17 protein-coding genes are annotated in these 19,091 nt (G+C 57.0%); 16 read left to right on the forward strand and 1 reads right to left on the reverse strand.

Annotated elements, in window-relative coordinates:
• Positions 1-94: 94 nt before the first annotated feature.
• From R0140_RS19720 to R0140_RS19740, 5 genes are all read left to right on the forward strand, one after another.
• Positions 95-835 carry an amino acid ABC transporter permease gene (locus tag R0140_RS19720; protein ID WP_002894709.1) on the forward strand — a complete coding sequence of 247 codons (741 nt, stop codon included), beginning with the start codon at positions 95-97 and terminating at the stop codon, positions 833-835.
• Positions 835-1,509 (forward strand): glutamate/aspartate ABC transporter permease GltK, encoded by a 675-nt coding sequence (gltK, locus tag R0140_RS19725; protein WP_012542451.1) that lies wholly within the window; start codon positions 835-837, stop codon positions 1,507-1,509. Before R0140_RS19720 ends, gltK begins: the two co-directional genes overlap by 1 nt.
• A complete protein-coding gene (locus tag R0140_RS19730) occupies positions 1,509-2,234 on the forward strand; it encodes an amino acid ABC transporter ATP-binding protein (RefSeq protein WP_008805645.1) in 726 nt (241 codons plus the stop codon). The genes gltK and R0140_RS19730 overlap by 1 nt, the downstream gene beginning before the upstream one ends.
• A gap of 372 nt (positions 2,235-2,606) precedes the next feature.
• Positions 2,607-4,277 carry a ShlB/FhaC/HecB family hemolysin secretion/activation protein gene (locus R0140_RS19735; RefSeq protein WP_032739317.1) on the forward strand — a complete coding sequence of 557 codons (1,671 nt, stop codon included), beginning with the start codon at positions 2,607-2,609 and terminating at the stop codon, positions 4,275-4,277.
• 64 nt (positions 4,278-4,341) lie between these two features.
• Complete coding sequence (locus tag R0140_RS19740) at positions 4,342-6,135, forward strand: two-partner secretion domain-containing protein (RefSeq protein WP_317703879.1); 1,794 nt, start codon at positions 4,342-4,344, stop codon at positions 6,133-6,135.
• A gap of 46 nt (positions 6,136-6,181) precedes the next feature.
• Here the strand turns inward: R0140_RS19740 and R0140_RS19745 are convergent, their stop codons facing one another.
• On the reverse strand, positions 6,182-6,664 hold the full coding sequence (locus R0140_RS19745; RefSeq protein WP_032691348.1) for a zinc ribbon-containing protein: 483 nt from the start codon (positions 6,662-6,664) through the stop codon (positions 6,182-6,184).
• A gap of 226 nt (positions 6,665-6,890) precedes the next feature.
• On the opposite strand from R0140_RS19745, the gene leuS reads away from it, so the two are divergent.
• The 11 genes from leuS to dacA all read left to right on the forward strand — a co-directional run bounded on the left by leuS (position 6,891) and on the right by dacA (position 19,014).
• On the forward strand, positions 6,891-9,473 hold the full coding sequence (gene leuS / locus R0140_RS19750; protein ID WP_012542455.1) for a leucine--tRNA ligase: 2,583 nt from the start codon (positions 6,891-6,893) through the stop codon (positions 9,471-9,473).
• 14 nt (positions 9,474-9,487) lie between these two features.
• On the forward strand, positions 9,488-10,078 hold the full coding sequence (lptE, locus tag R0140_RS19755) for an LPS assembly lipoprotein LptE (RefSeq protein ID WP_008805640.1): 591 nt from the start codon (positions 9,488-9,490) through the stop codon (positions 10,076-10,078).
• Entirely contained in the window at positions 10,078-11,109 is a 1,032-nt protein-coding gene (holA, locus tag R0140_RS19760) for a DNA polymerase III subunit delta (RefSeq protein ID WP_032691138.1), read from the forward strand. The genes lptE and holA overlap by 1 nt, the downstream gene beginning before the upstream one ends.
• A complete protein-coding gene (gene nadD, locus R0140_RS19765) occupies positions 11,102-11,752 on the forward strand; it encodes a nicotinate-nucleotide adenylyltransferase (protein WP_012542457.1) in 651 nt (216 codons plus the stop codon). Before holA ends, nadD begins: the two co-directional genes overlap by 8 nt.
• 72 nt (positions 11,753-11,824) lie before the next feature.
• Entirely contained in the window at positions 11,825-12,454 is a 630-nt protein-coding gene (locus R0140_RS19770) for an adenosylcobalamin/alpha-ribazole phosphatase (protein WP_032734973.1), read from the forward strand.
• A gap of 222 nt (positions 12,455-12,676) precedes the next feature.
• Positions 12,677-12,994: a ribosome silencing factor gene (gene rsfS / locus R0140_RS19775; RefSeq protein WP_002894623.1), complete on the forward strand. Its 318-nt coding sequence runs from the start codon at positions 12,677-12,679 to the stop codon at positions 12,992-12,994.
• Between the two features lie 3 nt (positions 12,995-12,997).
• Positions 12,998-13,465 (forward strand): 23S rRNA (pseudouridine(1915)-N(3))-methyltransferase RlmH, encoded by a 468-nt coding sequence (rlmH, locus tag R0140_RS19780; RefSeq protein ID WP_002894620.1) that lies wholly within the window; start codon positions 12,998-13,000, stop codon positions 13,463-13,465.
• Between the two features lie 27 nt (positions 13,466-13,492).
• Entirely contained in the window at positions 13,493-15,394 is a 1,902-nt protein-coding gene (mrdA, locus tag R0140_RS19785; protein WP_008805636.1) for a peptidoglycan DD-transpeptidase MrdA, read from the forward strand.
• Positions 15,394-16,506 carry a peptidoglycan glycosyltransferase MrdB gene (mrdB, locus tag R0140_RS19790; protein ID WP_008805635.1) on the forward strand — a complete coding sequence of 371 codons (1,113 nt, stop codon included), beginning with the start codon at positions 15,394-15,396 and terminating at the stop codon, positions 16,504-16,506. Before mrdA ends, mrdB begins: the two co-directional genes overlap by 1 nt.
• A gap of 11 nt (positions 16,507-16,517) precedes the next feature.
• Complete coding sequence (gene rlpA / locus R0140_RS19795) at positions 16,518-17,675, forward strand: endolytic peptidoglycan transglycosylase RlpA (RefSeq protein ID WP_008805634.1); 1,158 nt, start codon at positions 16,518-16,520, stop codon at positions 17,673-17,675.
• A 139-nt stretch (positions 17,676-17,814) separates the two neighbouring features.
• A complete protein-coding gene (dacA, locus tag R0140_RS19800; protein WP_008805633.1) occupies positions 17,815-19,014 on the forward strand; it encodes a D-alanyl-D-alanine carboxypeptidase DacA in 1,200 nt (399 codons plus the stop codon).
• Positions 19,015-19,091 lie beyond the last annotated feature (77 nt).

The following is a 19,091-nucleotide window of genomic DNA, read 5'->3' on the forward strand; positions in this document are numbered from 1 at the left end:
CTGGTCGTTCCCCAGCCGCCGCGAATACCGAAACAAGCTGGACAACCGTCTTCGAGGGTAGCAATGGCTACCCTTTTTTTTCCAGGAGTCATGTATGTCAATAGACTGGAACTGGGGGATATTCCTGCAACAGGCCCCCTTCGGCAACACTACCTACCTGGGCTGGCTGTGGAGCGGTTTTCAGATAACCGTCGCCCTCTCCATCTCGGCCTGGATCATCGCTTTTCTCGTCGGCTCACTGTTTGGCATTTTACGCACGGTCCCCAATCGCTTCCTCTCGGGCATTGGCACCTGCTATGTCGAACTGTTTCGCAACGTGCCGCTGATCGTGCAGTTCTTTACCTGGTACCTGGTGGTGCCGGAATTCCTGCCGGAAAATATCGGCATGTGGTTTAAATCGGAGCTGGACCCAAACATTCAGTTCTTTGTCTCCTCCATGCTGTGCCTGGGGCTGTTTACCGCCGCCCGCGTCTGCGAGCAGGTACGCGCCGCCATTCAGTCGCTGCCGCGCGGGCAGAAGAACGCCGGTCTGGCGATGGGCCTGACCCTGCCGCAAACCTACCGCTACGTGCTGCTGCCGAACGCCTACCGCGTTATCGTGCCGCCGATGACCTCGGAAATGATGAACCTGGTGAAAAACTCGGCCATCGCCTCCACCATCGGTCTTGCCGATATGGCCGCGCAGGCGGGCAAACTGCTGGACTACTCCGCTCATGCCTGGGAGTCTTTTACGGCCATCACCCTGGCCTACGTCTTCATCAACGCGGTGATTATGCTGATTATGTATGTGGTCGAGCGTAAGGTTCGCCTGCCTGGCAATATGGGAGGCAAATAATGTACGATTTTGACTGGAGTTCGATCGTTCCGTCTATGCCCTATCTGCTGGCAGGGCTGGTGATCACCCTGAAGATTACGGTGATCGCCATCGTGGTCGGTATCGTCTGGGGCACCCTGCTGGCGGTGATGCGCCTGTCCAGTTTTCTGCCGCTGGCCTGGTTTGCTAAAACCTACGTTAACGTATTCCGTTCTATCCCGCTGGTGATGGTCCTGCTGTGGTTCTACCTGATTGTCCCGGGCTTCCTGCAGAACGTGCTGGGGCTGTCGCCGAAAACGGATATTCGCCTGATCTCGGCGATGGTGGCCTTTTCGATGTTCGAAGCCGCCTACTACTCAGAGATTATCCGCGCTGGCATCCAGAGCATCTCCCGCGGCCAGTCCGGCGCCGCGTTGGCGCTGGGGATGACCCACTGGCAGTCAATGCGGCTGGTGATCCTGCCGCAGGCCTTCCGCGCCATGGTACCGCTGCTGCTTACCCAGGGGATCGTCCTGTTCCAGGATACCTCGCTGGTGTATGTATTGAGCCTCGCCGACTTCTTCCGTACCGCCTCCACCATTGGCGAGCGTGACGGAACCCAGGTCGAAATGATCCTGTTCGCGGGCGGCGTCTATTTTGTGATTAGCCTAAGCGCCTCGCTGTTGGTCAGCTGGTTGAAGAAAAGGACTGTGTAATGATTACCCTGAAAAACGTTTCAAAATGGTATGGTCACTTTCAGGTGCTGACCGATTGCTCCACGGAAGTGAAAAAAGGTGAAGTCGTGGTGGTCTGCGGGCCGTCAGGCTCCGGTAAATCCACGCTGATTAAAACCGTAAACGGCCTTGAGCCTGTGCAACAGGGGCAGATTATCGTCGACGGCACCGTGGTTAACGATAAAAAGACCAACCTGGCTAAACTGCGCTCGCACGTCGGAATGGTCTTTCAGCATTTTGAACTGTTCCCTCATCTGTCGATTATCGACAACCTGACGCTGGCGCAGGTCAAAGTGCTTAACCGCGATAAAGCATCAGCGCGCAAGAAAGGCCTCAAATTGCTGGAGCGCGTTGGCCTGGCGGCGCATGCGGAAAAATATCCGGCGCAGCTCTCCGGTGGCCAGCAGCAGCGCGTGGCCATTGCCCGAGCCCTGTGCATGGACCCGATCGCTATGCTGTTTGATGAGCCCACCTCAGCGCTTGACCCGGAGATGATTAACGAGGTGCTGGACGTCATGGTCGAACTGGCCAACGAGGGGATGACCATGATGGTCGTGACCCATGAAATGGGTTTTGCCCGCAAGGTGGCGAACCGGGTGATCTTTATGGATGAAGGAAAGATTGTCGAAGATGCCGATAAAGAAGCCTTCTTTGCCAATCCGCAATCCGATCGCGCCAAAGATTTCCTCGCCAAAATTCTGCATTAATCGTTATTCGCTGCGCATACCGCCCGGTATGCGCAGCTTATCTTTCCCGCCATATTATTCTTCAATATTATTTATGCGGCCGGTTATCGCTACTATCATTTACGTACCAAATAAACCTTAGCGATAAAAGCTGAACTTATTTATTAAATCGATCAATTCATAAAGAATTCACTAATGAATTCGTGGATCTGCTTCACTACCGCCGCTAGCATATAACGCCTCGTAACAGGTTCGTCGCACGATTATTTTATTAATTGAATATAATATTCTTGCCTGACCTCGCCTGCGCGAAATAAAGGCCATCAATATTCTCTGCCGCACGCAGAATAACGGATGCGCCACCGAACCAATGAAACAAATGGATATTGCTTCATGTTAATTCGATCTCGCACGCTCACCGGGCTACTGTTTATCACGCTGGCGGGCACCTCAGCCGCCGGAGCCGCGCAGTTGACCACCTCAGCTCACCAGACGGAGCAGGATAAAGCCCGCCAGGAGGCGCTGGCGCCGCAGCAACAGGACTTTCAGTCTTCACAACAGCGCGTGGCGCCGCAGGGTATCCCTTTCCCTGAGGAAACGCATTGTAAATTGATCAACCGGGTCGATATCGACTCCGATAACCAGGCGCTCACCCGGAAATTACTGGCGAAAACCGCGCAGCAGGCGCAGGGCCGCTGCCTCGGCAGCGAAGGTATTCGCCTGCTGGCCTATACCTTGCAAAACGAGCTGATTGCGCAAGGCTACATCACCTCCCTGATTGATGTGCCCTCCCAGTCGCTGGAGCAGGGCATGCTCAGGCTGACGCTGCACTATGGCAAAGTGGGCGCTATCGACTATGCCGACGGCTCAGACACCACCCGCCTGTGGAATTCACTGCCAACCTCTTCCGGCACGATCCTGCGCTTAAGCGACCTCGAGCAGGGGATGGTCAATCTGCAGCGCCTGCCCGGCGCCACCGCGCACATGAAACTGCTGCCGGGGCAGCACGAGGGGGAAAGCGATATCCAGATTGCCCGCAGCCTGGCGAAAAAATGGCAGCTTGGCGCCTGGCTTGACGACGCCGGCAGCAAAGCCAGCGGCCGCTACCAGGCCGGCGGCGCCCTCTATCTCTATGACCTGACCACCCTCAACGATATCCTGTACCTTTCCGGCGGGGGCGATATTGAATTCAATCAGCATAACGACGGCAACCACAACGGCAGCCTGTATTACTCCATCCCCTTCGGCTACTGGACACTCAGCGCCTACGGGGCATACAGCCAGTATCGCCAGCAGTTTAACGGCAACTGGTCGACGATGGATTATAAGAGTAAAAATCGCTACTACAGCGCCACGCTGAGTCGTCTGCTCTCCCACACCCGGCAGCAAAAAACCACCGCCGACCTGCGGATCGCCAAGAGTACCTCGCATTATTACTTTGGCGGCAGTGAGCTACTGGTGATGCGCAAGCAGAACCCCTCATGGGAATTCACCCTCAACCACCAGCACTACTTTAACAAAAAGATTGTTGATGCCAGCATCGGCATCCAGCGCAGCCTGCCGTGGCTCAGCTCAACGCCAACGCCGGAGGAAAAGGCCGGGTTATACAGCCCGCTGTCGAGGATCGTGCATGGAAATCTGCAGGCGCTAATGAAATTTGACGCCACCGGCGACAAATTTACCTGGGCTCCCCGCTTGAGCGCCCAGTTCAGCCCGGACAAACTCGCTTCCGATAATAAATTCAATATTGGTAGTCGCTGGAGCGTGCGCGGTTTTGACGGTGAAAACAGCCTGTCCGGCAATCAGGGATGGTACTGGCGCAACGATTTTATCTGGGATCTGCCCACCCACGAGCGGCAATTCTATCTGGGCGCGGATGTGGGTCGCCTTATTGGCGCCGATCTGTATCAAAAAGGCAAAGTCCTTTCCGGCGCCGTCAGCGGCCTGCGCGGACAATTATGGTCAACGCAATACGATCTGTTTATTAGCACCCCGCTCAGTAAACCGGATACGTTTCATAGCGACGCCCTGAATATGGGCTTTTCATTACAGTGGAGGTATTAATTCAATCATTATCGACCCTTTCAGCTACGTTGTTTATTAATCTTAATTTAAAGGAATAAATAAAATGTTTAAGTTTAAAGCTTCTTATGTCGCGCTGGCGACAGTATTAACCTCGTCGGTGGTTTATGCCGACCCGACCAGCTATACGCATTCGTCCGGCGCCACGGTTATTGATATTGAAAAGCCGAACGCCGCCGGCGTCTCCCATAACCTGTACCGCGACTTCAACGTCGGTACTAATGGCACCGTCCTTAATAACAGCGGCGAGGATGTCAGCCACGGTACGTTGGGCAATATTGCCCGCAACAACAACCTGACCGCCGGCAGCGCCTCGGTGATTTTGAACGAGGTGACCTCCAAAAACGCCAGTAGCCTGAAGGGCTTTATCGAAGTTAACGGTCAGAAAGCGGACGTGGTGATCGCCAACCCGAACGGCATCACCTGCTCCGGCTGTAGCTTTGTCAATACCAACAAGGCCATCCTGACCACCGGTAAAGTCAACATGACCAGCGACGGCGCCATCGGCAGCTATACCGTAACGGGCGGCACCCTCACCATCGGCGAAAATGGCATGAACGCCGCTAACGGCTACGCGGTTCTGCTCGCCGACGCGATTAAGATTAACGGTAAAGTACAGGCCAATAATGCCCTGGTCAGCGCAGGTCGCTTCACCATGGATAACAGCTCTGGCGCGATAACCTCTGCAGGTAAACAAGCGACGCTTATCGAAATGACGATCAACCCGCAGTACAGCATCGACGTCAGCAGCCTTGGCGGCATCACCGCCAACAGCATCAGCATGGTCGGCAATAACATCGGCTTTGGCGTACGTAACCAGGGCTCCATTGTCGCTAACAGCACGCTGCAGCTCACCAGCAACGGTAACCTGCTAAACAAAGGGACAATAACGGGCAAAGGTTTGCTGAGCCAGGTTTCCACCGCCACGGGTATCACCAATAACGGCAGCATCGCTGGCGCCTATTATTTAATGCTTTCCAGCGGCGACTATATCGTCAACGTCGGCTCCCTCACCGGCGGCCAGCTGATTGCCTCCGCCAACGGCAATATCACTAACGGCGACTCAGGCACAATGACCGGCACCAGCGGACTTAGCCTGACCAGCGGCGGGAAAATCCGCAATGAGGCCAAAGCGTCCCTGCTGTCGAATAACCAGATTGCCGCCACGGCAATCGGTGATTTCCTCAATGAAGGCAAAATCAGCGCCAAAAACACCAGCCTGACGTTTGTTGGCAGCAGCTTTAAGAATACCGGCAACATTAATTCTACCGGCCAAACCACCGTTCAGTCCCTTAAGCAGGATGGCAGCACCAATACGGGCGAGATCTATAACCTCGGCAATATCACCGGCGAAAATATCAATCTGCAGACCAACGGCACGCTGGCGCAAAGCACCAGCGGTCGCATGGAGGCCACCAATGCCATTACCGCCCACAGCTACTGGCTGAATCAAAATGGTTATATGAAAGCGGCCGATATCACCACCCATCATGCTGTGGTGAATAACACCGGTACTATCACAGCGGGTAATATTGCCCTGACTTCCACTGGAAACATCGTTAATGAGGGCACCTTCTCCAGCACAGGCGACATGCTGCTGGATGCCCGAAATAATAGCACTATCAGCAATTACTCGTTGATTAAAGCGGGTGGTACGCTGACGATGAACGCGAAAAAGGTCATCAACAGCGGTCGCGGCTGCGGCTGGTTAGGGTTTAACACTTGTGACGTCGGCACCCTGAGCGCGAACAAGTTGATTCTCAACTCCTCGCACAGCTATGCCAGCAACATGGGTGGCTATCAGTATTTCAAGAGTACCGAAATCAACACCGTGAAATAAGACAAACCACGATGCGCGAAGCCTCGCGCATCTTTTTTCGCACCGCTTAGGGTTCGAAGGGCCGACGCTGGAACTGATCGTGGCCACACTTCGGACAGCGCGGCAGCACGTCCGGGGTATACACTGCCAGGTGATAGTGGCACTTCTCGCAGACCAGATTGCCCAGGCCGACCACCTCACCGCTATGGTACACGCCGTGGTGATTCAGATCCTGAAAGACTTCGCGCCACTCGAGCTGCGTTTTGTCGGTGATATCAGCCAGTTCCTGCCACAGGCTCTCTTTGATCACCCGCATAAACACGCTGTCGCTCTCGTCTTCATGACTCTCTTCGTAGCTGCGGGCAAACTCCTCGAGATCGCGTTTTACTGCCGCAATCACCGACTCGATCTCGCTCTGCGTGAGATCGCCGGCGCGGGCGATTTTTTCCCGCGCCTGTGTCACCAGCGCGTCGATATCGCGCTCTCCATGGCGGAGCCGTTCGCTGAGCGAGGAGACCAGTTCACGGTAATATTGAGCAACCTTGTTCATCATTTCGCCTCCGGTGTGGTTAACGTCTTCTGATAATAGACCTTATTCCTCTCCCGCTGTGTCTGACAAGCCACAGAGTCGCGAAATAATCAGCGCGGCTTTTGCCGATGTTAATGTGCGAAAGGCTGTTTTGACGGGGGCGTTTGGGCTATGCTATGCCGATCTGAAATAACACATCCATTGGCTACATTTTGTAGCTGTATTGAAAACAGGACCACTGGCTGCCATGCAAGAGCAATACCGCCCGGAAGAGATAGAATCGAAAGTCCAGCTTCACTGGGACGAAAATCGTACATTTGAAGTAACTGAAGACGAGAGCAAAGAGAAGTATTACTGCCTGTCGATGCTTCCTTATCCTTCTGGTCGACTACACATGGGTCACGTGCGTAACTACACCATCGGCGACGTGATTGCCCGCTACCAGCGTATGCTGGGCAAAAACGTCCTGCAGCCGATTGGCTGGGATGCGTTTGGTCTGCCGGCGGAAGGCGCGGCAGTGAAAAACAACACCGCGCCAGCACCGTGGACCTACGACAACATCGCCTACATGAAAAACCAGCTCAAAATGCTGGGTTTTGGCTATGACTGGAGCCGCGAGCTGGCGACCTGCACCCCGGAATACTACCGCTGGGAGCAGAAGTTCTTCACCGAGCTGTACAAAAAAGGGCTGGTATACAAGAAAACCTCCGCGGTGAACTGGTGCCCGAACGACCAGACCGTACTGGCCAACGAACAGGTTATCGACGGCTGCTGCTGGCGCTGCGATACCAAAGTCGAGCGTAAAGAGATCCCGCAGTGGTTTATTAAAATCACCGCCTACGCCGATGAACTGCTGAACGATCTGGATAAACTGGATCACTGGCCAGACACCGTAAAGACCATGCAGCGCAACTGGATCGGCCGTTCCGAAGGGGTGGAAATCTCCTTTGACGTCAACAACTACGCCGATAAGCTGACCGTCTACACCACCCGTCCGGACACCTTTATGGGCTGCACCTACCTGGCTGTCGCGGCGGGTCACCCGCTGGCGCAGCAGGCTGCAGCGAACAATCCGGCGCTGGCTGCCTTTATCGACGAATGCCGTAATACCAAAGTAGCCGAAGCCGACATGGCGACGATGGAGAAAAAAGGCGTCGATACCGGGTTTAAAGCCATTCACCCGCTGACCGGCGAAGAAATTCCTGTCTGGGCGGCAAACTTCGTGCTGATGGAATATGGCACCGGCGCGGTCATGGCCGTTCCGGGTCACGACCAGCGTGACTATGAGTTCGCCAGCAAGTACGGTCTGAACATCAAGCCGGTTATCCTCGCCGCTGACGGCAGCGAGCCGGATCTCTCCGCGCAGGCGCTGACCGAGAAAGGCGTCCTGTTTAACTCCGGCGAGTTCAGCGGCCTCGATTATGAAGCCGGCTTCAACGCCATTGCCGACAAACTGGCAGCCATGGGCGTAGGCGAGCGTAAAATTAACTACCGTCTGCGTGACTGGGGTGTGTCCCGTCAACGCTACTGGGGTGCGCCGATCCCGATGGTGACCCTGGAAGATGGCACCGTGCTGCCGACCCCGGAAGATCAACTGCCGGTGATCCTGCCGGAAGATGTGGTCATGGACGGCATCACCAGCCCGATCAAAGCCGATCCTGAATGGGCGAAGACCACCGTTAACGGTCAGCCGGCGCTGCGTGAAACCGACACCTTTGACACCTTTATGGAATCCTCCTGGTACTATGCGCGCTACACCTGCCCGCAGTATCAGGAAGGGATGCTGGATTCGAAAGCGGCCAACTACTGGCTGCCGGTAGATATCTACATCGGCGGTATCGAACACGCCATCATGCACCTGCTCTACTTCCGCTTCTTCCACAAGCTGATGCGCGACGCGGGCATGGTCAACTCCGATGAGCCGGCGAAGCAGCTGCTGTGCCAGGGCATGGTGCTGGCTGACGCCTTCTACTATGTAGGCGAAAACGGCGAACGTAACTGGGTTTCCCCGGTTGACGCCATCGTTGAGCGCGACGAAAAAGGCCGCATCGTGAAAGCGAAAGACGCGGCAGGCCATGAGCTGGTGTACACCGGCATGAGCAAGATGTCCAAGTCGAAAAACAACGGCATCGACCCGCAGGTGATGGTTGAGCGTTATGGCGCGGATACCGTGCGTCTGTTCATGATGTTTGCGTCCCCGGCGGATATGACCCTCGAGTGGCAGGAATCTGGCGTTGAAGGGGCTAACCGCTTCCTGAAACGCGTCTGGAAACTGGTCTACGAGCACACCACCAAAGGGGACGTTGCGGCACTGAACGTGGCGGCGCTGAGTGAAGATCAGAAAGCGCTGCGTCGCGATATTCACAAAACGATCGCCAAAGTGACCGATGACATCGGCCGTCGTCAGACCTTCAACACCGCCATCGCGGCGATCATGGAGCTGATGAACAAGCTGGCGAAAGCGCCGCAGGAAGACGAACAGGATCGTGCCCTGATGCAGGAAGCGCTGCTGGCGGTGGTGCGTATGCTGAACCCGTTCACCCCGCACGCCAGCTTCACCCTGTGGCGCGAGCTGAACGGCGAAGGCGATATCGACAACGCGCCGTGGCCGGTGGCGGATGAAAGCGCGATGGTGGAAGACAGCACCCTCGTCGTCGTCCAGGTCAATGGCAAAGTTCGTGGTAAAATTACCGTTGCGGTAGATGCAACTGAAGAGCAGGTCCGCGAGCGTGCCGGCCAGGAGCATCTGGTCGCGAAATATCTCGACGGTAAAACCGTGCGTAAAGTGATTTACGTTCCGGGTAAACTGCTCAATCTGGTCGTTGGCTAAGCGCGGGAGGAAGCGTGCGATATCTGGTAACAATGTTGTTATCCCTGGCGGTGCTTGTCACCGCCGGCTGTGGCTGGCATCTGCGTAGCACTACGAAGGTGCCCACCACCATGAAAACCATGATTCTTCAGTCGAGCGATCCGAACGGACCGTTAAGTCGCGCGGTACGTAATCAGCTGCGTCTTAATGGCGTGGACCTGATCGACGCCAGCACGCTGCGTAAAGATGTTCCTTCTCTGCGCCTCGATGGTTCGTCGATTCAGAAAGATACCGCCTCGGTGTTCCAGGATGGTCGTACCGCGGAATATCAGATGGTCATGACCGTTCATGCCAGCGTCCTGATCCCGGGTCACGATATCTATCCGATTACCACCAAGGTCTATCGTTCGTTCTTCGATAACCCGCAGGCGGCGTTAGCGAAAGACGCCGAGCAGGATATGATTATCCAGGAAATGTACGACAAAGCGGCGGAACAGCTGATTCGTAAGCTGCCGAGCGTGCAGGTTGCAGATGTTGAAGCAACCCAGCAGGAAGAGAAACCGGTCGCCGGCAGCACGGCACCGGCTTCCTCGGGTAACCGCGTCTCCACCACTCTGGGTCAATGATGATTCGGTTGTACCCGGAACAACTCCGCGCGCAGCTCACTGAAGGGCTGCGCGCGGCCTATCTGCTGCTTGGCAACGATCCCCTGCTGTTGCAGGAAAGCCAGGACGCCATTCGCGAAGCCGCTGCCGCCCAGGGCTTTACCGAGCACCACACCTTCACCATCGATAACAGCACCGACTGGCAGGCGATTTTCGCGTTAAGCCAGGCGTTGAGTCTGTTCTCCAGCCGGCAAACGCTGCTGCTAATCCTGCCGGAAAACGGCCCTAACGCGGCGATCAACGAACAGCTGGCGACCCTGATCGGCCTGCTGCACGACGACCTGCTGCTGATAGTTCGCGGGAATAAGCTGACCAAAGCCCAGGAGAATGCCGCGTGGCTTACCGCCCTGGCGCAGCGGGCCGTCCAGGTCAGTTGCCAGACGCCGGAATACGCACAGCTGCCGCGCTGGCTGGCCGCCCGGGCCAAACAGCATCAGCTGCAGCTCGACGACGCGGCCAGTCAGCTGCTGTGCTACTGTTACGAAGGTAATCTGCTGGCGCTGGCGCAGGCGCTGGAGCGTCTGGCGCTGCTCTGGCCGGACGGTAAGCTGACCCTGCCCCGGGTTGAGCAGGCGGTAAACGATGCCGCCCACTTTACCCCTTACCATTGGGTCGATGCGCTACTGGCAGGCAAAAGCAAGCGCGTGCTACATGTTCTGCAACAGCTCCGCCTTGAAGGCTGCGAGCCGGCGATCCTGCTGCGTACGCTACAGCGGGAGCTGCTGCTGCTGGTCACGCTCAAACGCCAGTCGACGCACACGCCGCTGCGCTCGCTGTTTGATAAACATCGGGTCTGGCAAAACCGCCGTCAGCTGCTCAGCGATGCCCTCGCCCGACTGAGCGGGGAACAGCTGCGCCAGGCGGTGACCCTCCTGACCCGCGCGGAACTGACCTTTAAACAGGATTACGGGCACGACGTCTGGCCCGAACTGGAAAGTCTTTCGTTGTTGCTCTGCCACAAAGCCCTGGCGGACGTTTTTATTGATGGTTGATATGACTCAGTTACAGGCAATCTATGGCGGCACCTTCGATCCGGTGCATTATGGTCACCTCAAGCCGGTCGAGATCCTGGCGAATCAGATTGGCCTGAGCAAGGTCATCATCATGCCTAACAACGTCCCGCCGCACCGTCCCCAGCCGGAAGCCACCAGCGCCCAGCGCGTGCACATGCTGAAGCTGGCGATTGCCGATAAGCCGCTGTTCACGCTCGACGAACGCGAACTGCAGCGTGACACCCCCTCCTGGACAGCAGACACGCTGCAGGCATGGCGCCAGGAGCAGGGGGCAGAAAAACCGCTGGCGTTTATCATCGGCCAGGATTCGCTGCTCACCTTCCCCACCTGGCACCGCTATGAAACCATCCTTGATAACGTTCATCTGATCGTCTGCCGCCGCCCGGGTTACCCGCTGACCATGGCGCACGACGCTGATCAGCAGTGGCTGGACCGTCACTTAACCCACGACGTAGAGCGCCTGCATAACCGCCCCGCCGGGGCCATCTACCTGGCGGAAACGCCGTGGTTCGATATCTCGGCGACGATTATCCGCCAGCGCCTCGAGCGCGGGGAATCCTGCGCCGAGATGCTGCCGGCCACCGTGCTGGACTACATCCGCGAGCAGGGACTCTATTGCTGACCCCGGACTGGGCCTGATGCTAAAAAAGCGCTATCGTAGCGCCACGTCTCCACCGCCTGTCTGAGCATCATCATGAAATTATGGTTAGTTCGCCACGGCGAAACCGAAGCCAACGTTGCCGGGTTATACAGCGGCCACGCCCCCACTCCTCTGACGCCGCGCGGCGTCGCCCAGGCGCGAGCGCTCGGCGAACGGCTGCGGGCAGTACCTTTCGACAAAGTCATCTGTAGCGAGCTGGCGAGAACCGGGACAACGGCCGATCTGCTGCTTGGCGATCGCCATATCCCGCGTGAGTGCCATGCCACGCTCAATGAAATGTTTTTCGGCGACTGGGAGATGCGTCATCATCGCGACCTTCAGCGAGAGGATGCGGAAAACTATGCCGCGTGGTGTGCTGACTGGCAGCACGCGGCCCCCACCAATGGCGAAAGCTTTCAGAATTTTGCCCGCCGCGTCAGCGAATTCACCACAACGCTGGCCGACTGCCGCCATCTTGACCACCTGCTGATTGTCGGCCATCAGGGCGTCCTGAGCCTGCTGACGGCCCTGCTGTTGCAGATGCCCGCGGCGGCGATGTGGCATTTCCCGATTGCCCATGGCGCCTGGAGCCTCCTCGATATGCGCGACGATTTCACCACCCTGCGCGTATTAAATAGCCAGGCCGTCTGGCAGCCGCAAGAAGAATTCCCGCCAGACCATTGACAGGCCAGAGCAGGCTGCTATTCTCCGCTGCCGGGCAGCATCCGCCACAGCATGTTTGCAGAAATTGTTTTACAAAAATGGCGATGCAATCCGCGGCGAGGGATGGGATGATACCCCGCCACGAACGCCTGCCGACAGACATTTCACCCGACTTTTTCATCAGTTCAGGTATACTGTCAGGCTCTTTATCATTATCAATCTTCATGCACCCAGGGGGAACACTTGCAGGGTAAAGCACTCCAGGATTTTGTTATCGACAAAATTGATGACCTGAAAGGTCAGGACATCGTCGCCATTGATGTACATGGCAAATCCAGCATCACCGATTGCATGATTATCTGCACCGGCACCTCTACCCGTCACGTGATGTCCATCGCCGACCACGTGGTTCAGGAATCCCGCGCCGCCGGCATGCTGCCGCTGGGCGTTGAAGGGGAAGCCGCCGCCGACTGGATCGTCGTCGACCTCGGCGACGTGATGGTTCACGTCATGCAGGAAGAGAGCCGTCGTCTGTACGAGCTGGAAAAACTCTGGAGTTAATGCGTGAAGTTGCAGCTGGTGGCCGTTGGCACCAAAATGCCGGACTGGGTACAGACCGGCTTTAGCGAGTATCTGCGCCGTTTTCCCAAAGATATGCCGTTTGAACTGGTGGAGATCCCCGCCGGTAAACGCGGCAAGAACGCCGATATCAAGCGCATCCTCGAAAAAGAGGGCGAGATGATGTTGGCCGCTGCCGGTAAGAACCGTATCGTGACCCTGGATATTCCGGGAAAACCATGGGATACGCCGCAGCTGGCGCGCGAACTGGAACGCTGGAAACAGGACGGGCGCGACGTCAGTTTGCTGGTAGGCGGCCCGGAAGGCCTCTCTCCAGCCTGTAAAGCAGCGGCGGAACAGAGTTGGTCGCTCTCCACCCTCACCTTACCTCACCCGCTGGTGCGCGTACTGGTGGCCGAGAGTCTGTATCGGGCGTGGAGCATTACCACCAACCACCCGTACCACCGTGAGTAATGATGATCAGGGTAGACTAAGCAGCGAATGAAATTACAGAATTCTTTCCGCGACTATACGGCTGAATCCTCGCTGTTCGTGCGCCGGGCGCTGGTCGCTTTTTTGGGGATTTTGCTGCTTACCGGCGTTCTGGTCGCCAACCTGTACAATGTGCAAATCGTTCGCTTCAATGATTATCAGACGCGTTCGAACGAAAACCGCATCAAGCTGGTACCGATCCCGCCGAGCCGCGGCATTATTTACGATCGCAACGGCACCCCGCTGGCGCTTAACCGCACCATTTATCAGCTGGAGATGATGCCGGAGAAAGTCGATAACGTGCAGCAGACGCTGGATGCGCTGCGTGACGTCGTCGATTTAACCGACGATGATATCGCCGGCTTCAAAAAGGAGCGCGCACGCTCCCATCGCTTTACCTCGATTCCGGTAAAGGTCAACCTCAGTGAAGTGCAGGTTGCCCGCTTTGCCGTCAACCAGTACCGCTTTCCCGGCGTGGAAGTCAAAGGCTACAAGCGTCGTTATTATCCCTATAACTCGGCGCTGACGCACGTCATTGGCTACGTCTCAAAAATTAACGATAAAGACGTCGACCGCCTCGACAAAGAAGGCAAGCTGGCTAACTACGCCTCGACCCACGACATCGGTAAGCTGGGTATTGAGCGTTATTATGAGGATGTCCTGCACGGTCAGACCGGCTACGAAGAGGTTGAAGTGAACAACCGCGGCCGCGTCATTCGACAACTGAAAGAGGTGCCGCCGCAGGCCGGACGCGATATCTACCTCACTCTCGATCTCAAGCTGCAGCAGTATATCGAAACCCTGCTGGCCGGTAGCCGTGCCGCCGTGGTGGTCACCGATCCGCGTACCGGCGCCGTTCTGGCGCTGGTATCTACGCCAAGCTATGACCCGAACCTGTTCGTCGACGGCATCTCCAGTAAAGATTACTCCGGCCTGCTCAACGATCCGAACACGCCGCTGGTCAACCGCGCGACGCAGGGGGTCTACCCGCCGGCGTCAACGGTAAAACCGTACGTCGCCGTCTCGGCGCTGAGCGCCGGGGTGATCACCCGCAATACCAGCCTGTTCGACCCAGGCTGGTGGCAGCTGCCTGGCTCCGATAAACGCTATCGTGACTGGAAAAAATGGGGCCACGGCCACCTGAACGTCACCAAAGCGCTGGAGGAGTCTGCGGATACCTATTTCTATCAGGTCGCCTATGACATGGGCATCGATCGCCTCTCTGAGTGGATGAGCAAGTTTGGCTACGGCCACTACACCGGTATCGACCTTTCTGAAGAGCGCTCGGGCAACATGCCAACTCGCGAATGGAAGCTCAAGCGCTTCAAGAAACCCTGGTACCAGGGGGACACCATTCCGGTGGGCATCGGTCAGGGGTACTGGACTGCCACCCCCATCCAGATGAACAAGGCGCTGATGATCCTGATTAACGACGGGGTGGTGAAAGTGCCGCACCTGCTGCAAAGCACCGTGGAAGACGGCAAGCCCGTTCCGTGGGTTCAGCCGCATGAGCCGCCGGTGGGCGACATCCATTCCGGCTACTGGGAAATCGCCAAAGACGGCATGTTCGGCGTGGCCAACCGCGGCAACGGCACCGCGCACAAATATTTCGCCAGCGCGCCGTATAAGATCGCGGCCAAGTCCGGTACCGCCCAGGTGTTCGGCCTGAAGGCCAACGAAACCTATAACGCGCACCGCATCTCTGAACGTCTGCGCGACCATAAACTGATGACGGCGTTTGCGCCTTATAACAACCCTCAGGTTGCCGTGGCGATGATCCTGGAAAACGGCGGCGCCGGCCCGGCGGTCGGCACCATTATGCGACAAATCCTTGATCACATTATGCTGGGCGATAACAACACCACGCTGCCAAGCGAAAACCCGGCGGTCACCGCAGGGGAGGATCAATAATGACGGATAATCCGAACAAAAAATCGCTGTGGGATAAAATCCATCTTGACCCCACCATGCTGCTGATCCTGCTGGCGCTACTGACCTACAGCGCGCTGGTTATCTGGAGCGCCAGCGGTCAGGACGTCGGCATGATGGAACGTAAAATCGGCCAGATCGCCATGGGCGTGGTGATCATGATCGTCATGGCGCAGATCCCACCGCGGGTCTATGAAGGCTGGGCGCCCTATCTTTATATTTTCTGTATTATTCTGCTGGTGGCCGTTGATGCTTTCGGCGCTATCTCCAAAGGGGCGCAGCGCTGGCTGGATCTCGGTATCGTCCGCTTTCAGCCGTCGGAGATAGCGAAAATCGCCGTGCCGCTGATGGTCGCGCGCTTTATTAACCGCGACGTCTGTCCGCCGTCGCTGAAGAACACCGCGATTGCGCTGGTGCTGATCTTCCTGCCGACCCTGCTGGTGGCAGCGCAGCCCGACCTCGGCACCTCGATTCTGATCGCCCTCTCCGGGCTGTTTGTGCTGTTCCTTTCCGGTCTAAGCTGGCGTCTTATCGGGATCGCCGTGGTGCTGGTCGCCGCCTTTATACCGATCCTGTGGTTCTTCCTGATGCATGACTATCAGCGCCAGCGCGTGATGATGCTCCTCGACCCGGAAACCGACCCGCTGGGCGCCGGCTATCACATTATTCAGTCTAAAATTGCCATTGGCTCCGGCGGTCTGCGCGGCAAAGGCTGGCTGCACGGCACGCAGTCGCAGCTGGAGTTCCTGCCGGAACGCCACACCGACTTTATCTTCGCCGTGCTGGCCGAAGAGCTGGGGCTGATTGGTGTGCTGATCCTGCTGGCGCTCTATATTCTGCTGATCATGCGCGGGCTGTGGATCGCCGCCCAGGCGCAAACCACCTTTGGCCGGGTCATGGCCGGTGGTTTAATGTTGATTTTATTCGTTTATGTCTTCGTAAATATTGGTATGGTGAGTGGTATTTTACCGGTGGTGGGCGTACCGTTGCCGCTGGTGAGCTACGGGGGCTCCGCCCTGATCGTATTGATGGCCGGGTTTGGTATCGTGATGTCGATCCATACCCACAGAAAAATGTTGTCGAAAAGCGTTTAAAGGGGTTTGCAATGCGTAAGCAATGGCTGGGGATCTGCATAGCAGCGGGGCTGCTGGCGGCATGTTCGAGTGATGACGTGCAACAAAAAACGGTCAGTACTCCACAGCCGGCCGTCTGTAATGGCCCGACGGTTGAGATCAGCGGCGCCGATCCGCAGTATGAAACGCCGAACGCCACGGCGAATCAGGATTATGAGCGCGACGGTAAAAGCTATAAAATCGTTCAGGATCCGGCCAACTTTACGCAGGCTGGTTTTGCGGCGATCTATGACGCGGAACCTAACAGTAACCTGACCGCCAGCGGCGAAACCTTCGATCCGACCCAGTTGACCGCGGCGCACCCCACGCTGCCAATCCCGAGCTATGCGCGGATCACCAACCTCGCTAACGGCCGCATGATCGTCGTGCGGATTAACGATCGCGGCCCGTATGGTAACGATCGCGTTATCTCGCTCTCCCGTGCGTCTGCTGACCGTCTGAACACCTCGAACAACACCAAGGTGCGTATCGACCCCATCATCGTTGCGCCTGACGGTTCGCTTTCCGGTCCGGGAATGGCCTGCACCACCGTCGCCAAACAGACGTACGCCCTGCCCGCCCGACCGAATCTGGACGGCGGTGACGCCACAGGTATGAACCAGCCTGCGCCTGCCGACGTTCGCCCGATCAGCAACAGCACGCTGAAGCCGGAAGACAGCGTCGGCGCGCCGGTGAACAGCGGCGGTTTCCTCGGCGCCCCGACGCCGCTGAACAGCGGCGTGCTGGAGAGTAGCGAGCCGGCAGCCACGACCGCCGCCACTGCGGCCCCTGCTGCTGCCGTCGCGACGCAAACGGCTCCCGTCACCGCGCCAGGCTCCATCCAGGGTAGCGTAGCGGCGACAGCGGCCACTGCCGCGACCGCCAGCGCCGTTGCCGCCTCCTCTACCGCCACCTCCAGCGCCAGCGGTAATTTTGTCGTCCAGGTTGGCGCAGTGAGCGACCAGGCGCGGGCGCAGCAGTATCAGCAGCGCCTGAGCCAGCAGTTCTCGGTGCCAGGCCGGGTCACGCAAAACGGCGCGGTATGGCGTATTCAGCTGGGCCCGTTTGCTGATAAGGCGCAGGCCAGCGCCGTTCAGCAGCGCCTGCAAAGCGAAGCGCAGCTGCAGTCCTTTATTACTCGCGCCAACTAAACGCCGCGGGCAGCCCGTTCACCTTGCGCATGTAAAAGTCATTAACAAACTCATGCGCAATGTCGGATGCTGGCCCGCAGAGCATTTGCTATAGTAAGGCACTTTTTTTAACTCCATCACGGATGCCGTTGTTCTGACCATGAAGACCTCTTTCACCGCTCGTTTACTCATCACGGCGCTCTCCGTTGCAGCGCTCTCCTCCGCTGCCCGCGCCGATGACCTGAATATCAAAACGATGATCCCAGGCGCCCCGCAGATTGACGCCGAATCCTGGGTGCTTATTGATTACAACTCCGGCAAAGTGCTGGCGGAAAATAACGCCGACTCCCGTCGCGACCCGGCCAGTCTGACCAAAATGATGACCAGCTATGTCATCGGTCAGGCGATGAAAGCGGGTAAATTCAAAGAGTCCGATCTGGTCACTGTCGGCAACGATGCCTGGGCCACCGGCAACCCGGTTTTCAAAGGCTCTTCTCTGATGTTCCTCAAGCCGGGGATGCAGGTTCCGGTTTCGCAGCTGATCCGGGGTATCAACCTGCAGTCGGGTAACGATGCCTGCGTGGCCATGGCCGACTATGTTGCCGGTAGCCAGGACGCCTTCGTCAGCCTGATGAACAACTATGTTAACGCCCTGGGCCTGAAAAACACCCATTTCCAGACCGTTCACGGCCTCGATGCTGACGGACAGTACAGTTCCGCGCGCGACATGGCGCTGATTGGCCAGGCGCTGATCCGCGATGTGCCGAACGAGTACTCTATCTATCGTGAGAAAGAGTTCACTTTCAACGGCATCCGCCAGCTGAACCGTAACGGCCTGCTGTGGGATAACAGCCTGAACGTCGACGGCATCAAAACGGGTCATACCGACAAAGCGGGCTACAACCTCGTCGCCTCTGCCACCGAAGGCCAGATGCGTCTTATCTCGGCGGTGATGGGCGGACGTACTTTCAAAGGTCGTGAGTCGGAAAGCAAAAAACTACTGACCTGGGGCTTCCGCTTCTTTGAAACCGTCAACCCGATCAAAGCCGGCAAAGAGTTTGCTTCCGAACCGGCCTGGTTCGGTGACAGCGATCGCGCCTCGCTGGGGGTGGATAAAGATGTCTACCTGACCATCCCGCGTGGCCGGATGAAAGATCTGAAAGCCAGCTATGTGCTGAATAACACTGAACTGCACGCCCCGCTGCAGAAAAACCAGGTGGTCGGCACCATCAACTTCCAGTTAGATGGTAAAACTATCGATCAGCGCCCGCTGGTGGTGCTGCAGGAAATCCCGGAAGGGAATTTCTTTGGCAAAATTATTGATTACATTAAGTTAATGTTCCACCACTGGTTTGGTTAAAAATCGAACACTTGAAAGTGTGATTTCCATCCCCATATACTATTTATCCAAGTAACCTGATAACTCCCGCCCTTGGT

Source organism: Klebsiella sp. w6, assembly GCF_033100215.1.
Classification (GTDB): Bacteria; Pseudomonadota; Gammaproteobacteria; order Enterobacterales; family Enterobacteriaceae; genus Klebsiella; species Klebsiella variicola.